8 protein-coding genes are annotated in these 9,293 nt (G+C 33.2%); 5 read left to right on the top strand and 3 right to left on the bottom strand.

Annotated elements, in window-relative coordinates; translation table 11 throughout:
• A complete protein-coding gene (locus ACN0WI_RS16660) occupies positions 1–120 on the top strand; it encodes a glucuronate isomerase (RefSeq protein WP_417888179.1) in 120 nt (39 codons plus the stop codon).
• Positions 121–680: 560 nt separating this feature from the next.
• Here the strand turns inward: ACN0WI_RS16660 and ACN0WI_RS16655 are convergent.
• Positions 681–1,712, bottom strand: a complete 1,032-nt coding sequence (locus ACN0WI_RS16655) for a LacI family DNA-binding transcriptional regulator (protein ID WP_417888178.1) — start codon at positions 1,710–1,712, stop codon at positions 681–683.
• 302 nt (positions 1,713–2,014) lie between these two features.
• Between ACN0WI_RS16655 and ACN0WI_RS16650 the strand changes: the two genes are divergently transcribed.
• The 4 genes from ACN0WI_RS16650 (at position 2,015) to ACN0WI_RS16635 (ending at position 7,484) form a co-directional block, all read left to right on the top strand.
• Positions 2,015–3,130, top strand: coding sequence for a glycoside hydrolase family 43 protein (locus ACN0WI_RS16650; RefSeq protein WP_417888177.1), 1,116 nt, complete (start codon positions 2,015–2,017; stop codon positions 3,128–3,130).
• Between the two features lie 3 nt (positions 3,131–3,133).
• Positions 3,134–5,053 carry a sialate O-acetylesterase gene (locus ACN0WI_RS16645; protein ID WP_417888176.1) on the top strand — a complete coding sequence of 640 codons (1,920 nt, stop codon included), beginning with the start codon at positions 3,134–3,136 and terminating at the stop codon, positions 5,051–5,053.
• A gap of 78 nt (positions 5,054–5,131) precedes the next feature.
• The gene (locus tag ACN0WI_RS16640; RefSeq protein ID WP_417888175.1) at positions 5,132–6,178 is read left to right on the top strand and encodes an aldose epimerase family protein; all 1,047 of its coding nucleotides are present in this window, start codon (positions 5,132–5,134) and stop codon (positions 6,176–6,178) included.
• Between the two features lie 31 nt (positions 6,179–6,209).
• Positions 6,210–7,484, top strand: a complete 1,275-nt coding sequence (locus ACN0WI_RS16635) for an SGNH/GDSL hydrolase family protein (protein ID WP_417888174.1) — start codon at positions 6,210–6,212, stop codon at positions 7,482–7,484.
• Between the two features lie 209 nt (positions 7,485–7,693).
• Here ACN0WI_RS16635 and ACN0WI_RS16630 read toward each other — a convergent pair whose 3' ends face one another.
• Both ACN0WI_RS16630 and ACN0WI_RS16625 read right to left on the bottom strand, forming a co-directional pair.
• Complete coding sequence (locus tag ACN0WI_RS16630) at positions 7,694–8,464, bottom strand: methyltransferase domain-containing protein (protein ID WP_417888173.1); 771 nt, start codon at positions 8,462–8,464, stop codon at positions 7,694–7,696.
• 559 nt (positions 8,465–9,023) lie between these two features.
• Positions 9,024–9,293, bottom strand: a 270-nt coding sequence (locus tag ACN0WI_RS16625) for an integrase core domain-containing protein (protein WP_417888172.1), incomplete at its 5' end; no start/stop codon positions are given.

The raw sequence follows: 9,293 nt of genomic DNA, 5'->3' as shown, positions 1-9,293 counted from the left end.
TTGTGTAACCTCTTCGGAAAAGAAATGGCTTCGGGTGAATTACCCCAGGATATGGATTTGGTAGGAAGTACCATTGCCAATATTTGCTATGGAAATGCCAAGGATTATTTCAACTTTTAAATGAAAAACTCAAAACAACATAAGTATTAAGAAAATGGTATGCTATTGATAATTGGCAATGCAGAACAAATTATAATAACAAAAATTGCTGCTAATTTTTATCTTGTCGATTTGCAAAATTTATACTTTATGAAAGTCGATTCTAAGAGAAAAGATAGTTGGATCTATTTGTTTTAGTATAACGTATACTGATATTCCACTGCAGGTGATTCAAGCATTATTATGCTATAGTGGAAATCCGATTGTAATTATGATCATAATTACAATCGGATTTTACTGTTTTATGGGGTTTATATATTAATTCCAGAGGCCTAATTTTTATTCCGATTTTTTATTTATGCTCCCAGTTTATTTTTGATGAATTATATGCCTCAAATAGTTTTTGTTTTATTTATAGAGGTAGAGATTGCTAATATTAAGTATAGAATAAATGGCTGAAATTTGATAGAAATTTTCCTATCTTTAGCTCTGGTGATTATAATCCTGAACTTATACTAGTTATTGTTATTTGGTTTTTAAAAATTAATATTATTTACGAATAATTTAATATAGTAATTTGGCTATTTTAATCGCTTACTGGAAGCTCTTATAATAATTTCGGTATCCAGTATTGAAATTTCAGAAACTCCTTTTTCTATTTTTTTATCTGCATGTTCTAATATACGTTTCGTAGATAAGCTTCCCATTTTCATAGCGGGATGTGAAACTGTAGAAAGAGCAGGCTCTACAATCAAAGCTAAAGGATCATCATTGAAGCCTATAACGGCTAATTCTTCAGGAATTTTAATGCCTTTTTGTTTAGCTTCCATGATTGCACTTACCGCCGCAGTATCATTGGATGAAAAAATACCATCAGGTGGATTTTTCATATCTATGAGTTTAGCAGTAGCTTCTTTTCCCTCTTCAAAACTCAAAGTATTCATATAAATGAGTAATTCTTTATCAGGAATTATACCATAGGCTTTTAGTGCATCTATATAGCCATTTTTTCTCAATTTATAAACATTAAGATGTTGTGCTCCTGCAAAATGAGCAATTCTTTTACATCCTTGTTGAATTAAATGTTCGGTAGCCTTATAGGCAGCGGAGTAATTATCAATAATTACTCGGTAGCAATTAAGTTCTGGAGGTACGCGATCAACAAAAACAACCGGAATGTCTTGGTCTATAAATTGCTTGAAATGATCAACATTTTTAGTTTCCATACTAAGTGAGGCTACAATTCCGCAGATTCGACTATCATAAAGAGCCTTAGCATTAGCCACTTCATTTTTATAATTATCGTTAGATTGACTAATAAGTACGTTATATCCTGCAGCCCGAGCTGAATTTTCTACACCGCTAATTAATGAGGAAATAAAAGGTCGATTTATTTTTGAAATTAAAATACCAATATTATTACTCTTGTTATTTCTAAGACTTGCCGCTAAAGAATTAGGTCGGTATCCAAGCTTTTTAGCAGTTTCCTGAATTTGTTTTGTCGTATTTTTTCCAATACTTTTATTATTTTTAAGTGCTCTAGAAATTGTGCTGGGAGAATAATTTAACTCATTCGCAATATCATAAATTGTAATAATCTTATTTTTGCTCATTTTTCGTTCTTTCGGCTAATCGTTCATATCTAATTTGCATCCTAAATATATTTCTAGAGAAAAATCCTATGCTTTTAAGCAAATTACGAATTTTACTTTAGTTAGGCTTAAATGGTTTTAAAATTTTAACCTTTTATTTGTTTTACGCAATCGATTGCTTTTTATTTCCTTTTTTTGACACTTTATATTTTTTAAATATGTTTAATTTGTTGATTTTCAGTTTTTTGTAAAAAATATATTTACGAATACGATTGATTAATTTTTAGTATATTTAGGGTTATAATTTAAAAACTTAACTGAAAATGAATAAGCTCCCTTTGTATTCTACAATTTTAGCCGGCTTACTTTTAACATCTTGTAAAAATAATGGCGATAACGATAAAGTAGAAGAAAAGTCTGAAGTTTCTGAAACAACTCAAACAAATCAGGTTCGAAGAGTAGAAACCGAACCTCTTGTAACCAAAGATTTTACTGCAGATCCTTCTGCCCATGTATTTAACGATAAAATCTATATTTATCCCAGTCACGATTTTGATTCTGGAGTGCCTGAAGATGACCTTGGAAATCACTTTAATATGAGAGACTATCATGTGTATTCTATGGATAGTGCAGGTGGTGAAGTTACAGATCATGGCGTAGTTTTAGACGTTGATGATGTAAAATGGGCAGCACGCCAAATGTGGGCGCCAGATGCAGCAGAAAAAGATGGTAAATACTATTTCTATTTTCCAGCAAAAGACAAAGACGATATTTTTAGAATAGGTGTAGCAGTAGCAGATAAGCCCGAAGGCCCTTTTAAAGCAATGCCTAATTATATTGAAGGTTCTTATAGTATAGACCCTGCGGTTTTTGAAGATACCGATGGTGAATATTATATGTATTTTGGAGGAATTTGGGGTGGCCAGCTGCAGCGTTGGGAAACCGGAAGTTTTGCAGATGAAGATATATACCCGGCAGATAGTGTAAAGGCTATTGAACCAAGAATCGCAAAATTAGGCGATGATATGGCTTCATTTAGTGAGGAACCTAAAAGAATACAAATTTTAGACAAAGAGGGTAATGATCTTCTTACCGGTGATAACGATCGTCGATTTTTTGAAGCAGCCTGGGTACATAAGATGGATGACACTTATTACTTATCCTATTCTACCGGTGATACACATAAAATTGTTTATGCAACTTCAGATAATCCTTATGGACCATTTACTTATCAGGGAGTGATATTAGAACCGGTTTTAGGTTGGACCAATCATCATTCTATCGTTAAGTTTAACGGAAAATGGTATTTATTTTTCCACGATAGTTCCCTTTCAAAAGGAAAAACATTTTTAAGAAGTGTGAAAATGACAGAGCTTACTTTTAATGATGACGGCTCAATCCAAACCATAAACGCTGCTGTTCAAGATTCAATAAACTAAACAATGCGTTTTTTTTATATTTTCATTTTTTTATTTGCTAATACGCTGTTTGCCCAAGTTCGCTTGCCAAAACTGGTAAGCGACGGGATGGTTTTACAGCGTAATAGCAATGTTCGTATTTGGGGATGGGCTTCAGAAGAAGAACAGATTAATGTCAATTTTCAGCAAAAAAGCTATAGAACCATTGCAGAAAAAGGGAAATGGGAAATTTTGCTTGAAAATGCTTCGGTTGGTGGTCCCTATACTATGGAAATTTCAGGAAAGAATAGCATTAAGCTAGATTCAATTTATGTAGGAGATGTTTGGTTGTGTTCTGGCCAGTCTAATATGGAGTTACCAATGTCTCGTGTAGCACCTAAATATCCTGAAGAAATAAAAACGGCTGATAATGCTGAAATTCGATATTTTCAGGTGCCAAAAGAATATAATCTTAATGAACAGTTAGATGATCTTTCTGGCGGAAATTGGGTTTCGGTAAACCAAAACACCATTAAGAATTTTGCAGCCATTCCTTATTTTTTTGCTAAAAACCTGAATAAAGAATACCAAATTCCCATTGGGTTAATAGATGCCAGTCTTGGTGGTTCTCCGGTCGAGGCATGGATGAGCGAAAAAGCACTTAAAAATTTTCCTGATGCAATTGCTGAAGTAAAAAGGCTAAAACCTGAAGGTGTTATTGATAGTCTGGAGGGGCTGGATCAAGACCGAATTCGTAATTGGTACACCACAATAACAACAGAAGATCTTGGGATAAAATCAAATTGGAAAAGCTCTGATTTTGATGATAGCGACTGGAAAGAAATAGAATTACCCGGTTTATTGAAAAAACCGGTAAACGGAGTGATATGGTTTCGCAAAGAATTTGATTTACCAGCTGAATTTTCTGCAAAACCAGCTGGACTTTTAATGGGTAGGCTCGTGGATGCCGATTCTGTTTTTGTAAATGGTATTTTTGTGGGGAACACTACCTATCAATACCCACCAAGAAGATACCATATTCCTGAAAATATTCTTCGTGAAGGTGAAAATAGTATCACTGTAAAATTAATTAGCGAAAGGGGAGTAGGCGGATTTGTAAAAGATAAACCTTATCAGATTAATTTTTCTGAAAAAAGCATTGATCTTACAGGAACTTGGAAATATAAAGTAGGAAAAGCAACAGAGGCTTTGCAACCACAAACTTTTTATCGTTGGAAACCAACAGGTCTTTACAATGCGATGATTCACCCTTTGCTTAATTATTCTATTAAAGGAGCAATTTGGTATCAGGGAGAATCGAACACCAGTGAACCAGAAAAATACAGTGAATTATTTCCAAAGATGATTGAGAGCTGGCGAGAAAACTGGCATCAGCAGGCATCTAACTTTCCTTTTCTATTTGTTCAACTCGCGAACTTTATGGAAAGTAAAGAAAATCCAACAGATACTAATTGGGCGAGACTTCGGGAATCTCAAAAGGAGACCTTAAATTTACCCAAGACCGGTATGGCTGTAGCTATTGATATTGGAGAATGGAATGATATACATCCTTTAGATAAAAAAACAGTAAGTGATCGCTTGGCTACTTCAGCAAAGAATGTGGCTTATGGAGATGCTTCAGTAGTACCTTCCGGGCCAATTTATAATTCTTCAGAAATAAAAAATGATTCGATTATTCTACATTTTGATTATGTAGGCAGTGGCTTAAAAATAAAAAATAATGAAGATTTAAAAGGTTTTGCTATTGCTGGAAGCGATAAACAATTTGTTTGGGCAAAGGCTAAAATCGATGGCGATAAGGTGGTTGTTTATAGTCCAGATGTAAAACATCCCGTTGCGGTAAGATATGCCTGGGCTGATAATCCAGAGCACGCAAATTTATACAATAAGGAAGATTTACCGGCATCACCATTTAGAACAGATAAATGGAAACAAACCCAGTAAAATTTTTACAATAGATTTTATTAACCTCTGCCTTATCTTAGAAAAAATAAAGTAGGGGTTATCTTTTAAAAAATAGCAATGAGTATTAAAACTGAAAAAAAGATTGAGTCCTATCTCCTTAAAAATGCTAATGGATTAAGGCTTAATTTAATTAATTATGGTGGACGAATTACTAATCTTGAAGTTCCAGATCGAAATGGAAACTTTGGTAATATTGTTTTAAACCTTAGCGAAGAGAATTATTTAGAATCCAATCCCTTTATCGGTGCTTTAATTGGGAGGTATGCCAACCGAATAGCGAATGCAAGTTTTACCCTGAATGAAGAGTCATTCGAGATTGATAAAAATGAAGGTGAAAATTGTCTGCATGGAGGTATTGGTGGTTTTGATGCTGTTTTTTGGAGAGTAGAAAAGCTAAGTGATTCTAAAGTGCTTTTAACCTATGATAGTCCGCATTTGGAAATGGGATTTCCCGGGAATTTTAAAGTGAAAGTTTATTATGAACTAACCAATGCCAATGAGTTAAAGATATTATATCATGCAGTTTCAGATCAGGAAACGGTGATTAATTTAACCCAGCATTCTTATTTTAATTTAACGGCAGATTTTAACAAGAAAATCACCGATCATGAAGTGTTTATCAATGCCGATGCCTTTTTGCCAACTTCAGGAAACATACCAACTGGAGAAATTAGACCGGTAAAAGACAGTGCCTTTGATTTTAGAAAACCAAAAGAAATAGATGTAGCTATAGACGATGATAATGAACAGCTTAAAATAGCTGGTGGTTATGATCATTGCTTTGTTTTAAATAGCGAAAACACTAAGCATCTAGGTATAGCAGCAACAGCTTATGATCGTAAGAGTGGCCGCTTTTTAGAAGTTCTTACAACCGAACCGGGAATGCAATTTTACACCGGTAATTCTTTGGATGGGAGTCTAAAAATTCCAAATCAATCAGGGAATTATGAAAAGCGTTCCGGCTTTTGTTTTGAGACACAGCATTTTCCCGATTCTCCAAATCAACCTGATTTTCCTTCAGTGGTTATACAGGCAGGAGAGGAGTTCTCTTCAGAAACAGTATATAAATTTTCGGTAAAAACTGAAGAAGATAATAAGAAGTAATAGCTTCAATTTAAATAAATAAGATTTTAGAATGTTACAACATTTAAAATATAGATTCGTAAAAAGTTTTAGAGCAAAGCGTAAGATGCTCTTATTATTATCTTTTTTGGCTTTAATATCTTGCGGAACCTTTAATTCTACTTCAAAAAAGAATAGTGAAAATCAAGAAAAATGGGTTGGCAGTTGGAGTACCGCTCCGCAATTGGTGGAGCCAAGAAATGTTCCGCCGTCACCGGGATTAACAGGAAACACCTTACGCCAAATTATTAGTCCGTCTTTGGGAGGAAAAACCATTCGTTTAAAATTTTCTAATGAGTTTAGTGATCGGCCGGTTGAAATGAAATCTGTAGAGATTGCGATAGTAAAGGAACAACCCCTAGTTGAAATTTCGACGGTGAAACCATTGAAATTTAATGGAAGCCCTGAAATCACTATGCCTGCCGGAGAAGCAGTATTCTCTGATGCACTTGCCTTTGAATTTGAGCCCAGGGACCGATTAGCGATTACTATAAAATTTGGTAAAACTGCAGAAAAAATTACCGGACATCCTGGTTCCAGGACAACTTCTTATTTAGTCGAAGGAAACCAGAATATTAAAGAAGATGATTTTGAGAATGCGATAACTACAGACCATTGGTATGTGATAAATACACTTGATGTTATAGCTGGAAAAGATGCTTCAGCCATTGCGATTTTGGGAAATTCAATCACCGATGGCCGTGGATCTGGGACTAATAAACAAAACCGCTGGCCAGATATTTTAGCCGAGAGGTTAATTCAGCATTCAGAAACAAAAAATATAGGAGTGCTTAATATGGGGATTGGTGGAAATTGTGTTTTAAAAGGTGGTTTGGGCCCTACAGGATTAAGTCGATTTGATCGTGATATTTTAAATCAAAACGCGGTTAAATATTTGATCATTCTGGAAGGGGTAAACGATCTTGGTGGAACACCAGATAGTACATCTGCTTTTAAGGTAGCCAATAATCTGATTGAAGCATACAAAACCATGATAAAGAAAGCACATGCTAAAAATATTAAGGTGTATGGCGCGACGATTACCCCTATTAAAAAATCTTTCTATTATAAGGAATTTAGAGAACAGGCACGACAAAAAGTAAATAACTGGATTAGAACTAGCGGAGAATTTGATGCTGTGATCGATTTTGCTAAAGTTTTGGAGAATCCTGAAGAACTTAATGTGCTAGCTGATAGTTTACATTCTGGGGACTATTTACATCCAAATGAAAAAGGTTATGAAGTGATGGGGGAAGCTATAGATCTGTCGTTGTTTGATATAGAATAATTAAAGTGTATATACACCTTTAATGTCTAAAAAACAGCTATTTAAATCCTTGTGAAGAAAAAGTAGAAGATCATATATAAATTACATAATCCCAAACCTAAGATTGAGTAATTTTATATTTATCGATCACTTACTTTGACTTGGTATTTTAATAACTAAATTATAGGAGGGTATTTGTTACGGTAATATCGGAATTATAAGGAATGAATCTATTTCTTAGTTCCATAGATAATAACTCTAGCAAATAGAGGGTGTAAAAAAGAGATTTTAGAAGAAGCTACATCCAAGTTATATCCAAATTTATTCAGCCAGTTATCATACTTTTTATCGCCAAAAATTTTTAAAGAAATGAATCCAAAAATAACAGTGAAGAAATCAAAAAAGTAATGATTAAATGTAAATTTTTCTTTTATTATTTCAAAATCTTTAGAAACTAAAGCATGCTCATCTGGAGTTCTTTCCTTGGGATTCATGTTTCTATAAATTTTATATAAAGGATTCATATTTAAAGGCTCTAAAAAAACGATTTTACCACCAGGTTTTAATACCCTATGAATATGCTCTAATGATTTCTTTATATCTAAATGATGAAGAATTGCGCCTCCAAATACAATATCAAATGATTCATCTTTGAAAGTTAGATCATTTGCATCCATCAAATAGTGTTTTATGTGAAAGTCTTTTGAAGCAGTATGTTTTTTTCCTTTTTCTAATTCTTTTTCAGAAATATTTATACAAGATAGACTTTTAGGTTTTGTATTTTCATTAAACCATGAAGCCCAAGTGTAAGAACCAATTTCTAATACATCTTTATCATTAAAGTCTTTGAGTAATTCGTTTAAAATATGTTTTTCTCTTTTATAAGAGTAGAAAAAAGCATGTCTTCTTAACTTTTTAATTTTTGTTCTGTCAAGTTTCGATTCATTCCAGTAATCTTTTTCTGTTTGATTAATTTCTTCTAGGCTTCTGCTTTTTTTCATAATTTTTGATTACTATTAAAACTTGTTTGCGTGAAAATATACTAGAATTTTTAACTAGGCTCTAAATTTAGTGAAAAGTCTGAATTTTGAATGCCTTTTTCAATTTTATCAATATCTACTACTTATTATCCATTAATATTTTTACTCTAAATCACCTATTTTCGATTCATATACTATAAGAAACTTGCTTTTATTTCCACCACGTATCTTCTTCTAATGGAGTATAATTAGACCAACCTTTATTAAAATATTTTTTGTTTGGTGAAAATTCACCAGCTCCAATATCAAAATCTTGGTTTGCTTTCGGTACTCTATAATCAGCCCAGTTACAAACTTTTTCATTTCCAGTCGAATTGTTTTTCCAAATTCCTATAAAGGCATTGTTTAAATATCCATCTGAATAAATTTCTATATTGTCGTATTTAATTTGATTTTCTGAATTAAGATACCATTTAGAATAGAGTATACCTTTGAAAATTCCACTATGTTTTTGTTCTAATGAAGTACCCCCATTTGTTAGGACAGCTTAGCTGCTAAATTAAGTTCTATTTTTCATTTATCAAGCAGCCTTTATTTCTTGTTTTAAATATCGGTTATAAGGTACTTCATTTTCTATTCCCTGGTGCCGTCTTCTATGGTTGTAAAAATCAAAATAGTTACTCAGTTGCCGATATAGACCTACTCCAGATTCTGGTGGATTAAGGTAAATGTTTTCATATTTCACACTTCTCCATAGCCGTTCTATAAAAACATTATCTATAGCTCTTCCTTTACCGTCCATACTGAGTTTGATATTCTCTGAGAGTACGCTATGAGAAAAAATCTCTGA

The organism is Zunongwangia sp. (assembly GCF_048269745.1).
Taxonomy (GTDB): Bacteria; Bacteroidota; Bacteroidia; order Flavobacteriales; family Flavobacteriaceae; genus Zunongwangia.
This window is presented reverse-complemented; position numbering and strand designations above follow the sequence as displayed.

Bases quoted from the DNA above. Each gene is read 5' to 3' on its own strand.
- ACN0WI_RS16655 (WP_417888178.1), bottom strand. From the start codon at position 1,712: ATGAGCAAAAATAAGATTATTACAATTTATGATATTGCGAATGAGTTA.
- ACN0WI_RS16650 (WP_417888177.1), top strand. From the start codon at position 2,015: ATGAATAAGCTCCCTTTGTATTCTACAATTTTAGCCGGCTTACTTTTA.
- ACN0WI_RS16645 (WP_417888176.1), top strand. From the start codon at position 3,134: ATGCGTTTTTTTTATATTTTCATTTTTTTATTTGCTAATACGCTGTTT.
- ACN0WI_RS16640 (WP_417888175.1), top strand. From the start codon at position 5,132: ATGAGTATTAAAACTGAAAAAAAGATTGAGTCCTATCTCCTTAAAAAT.
- ACN0WI_RS16635 (WP_417888174.1), top strand. From the start codon at position 6,210: ATGTTACAACATTTAAAATATAGATTCGTAAAAAGTTTTAGAGCAAAG.
- ACN0WI_RS16630 (WP_417888173.1), bottom strand. From the start codon at position 8,464: ATGAAAAAAAGCAGAAGCCTAGAAGAAATTAATCAAACAGAAAAAGAT.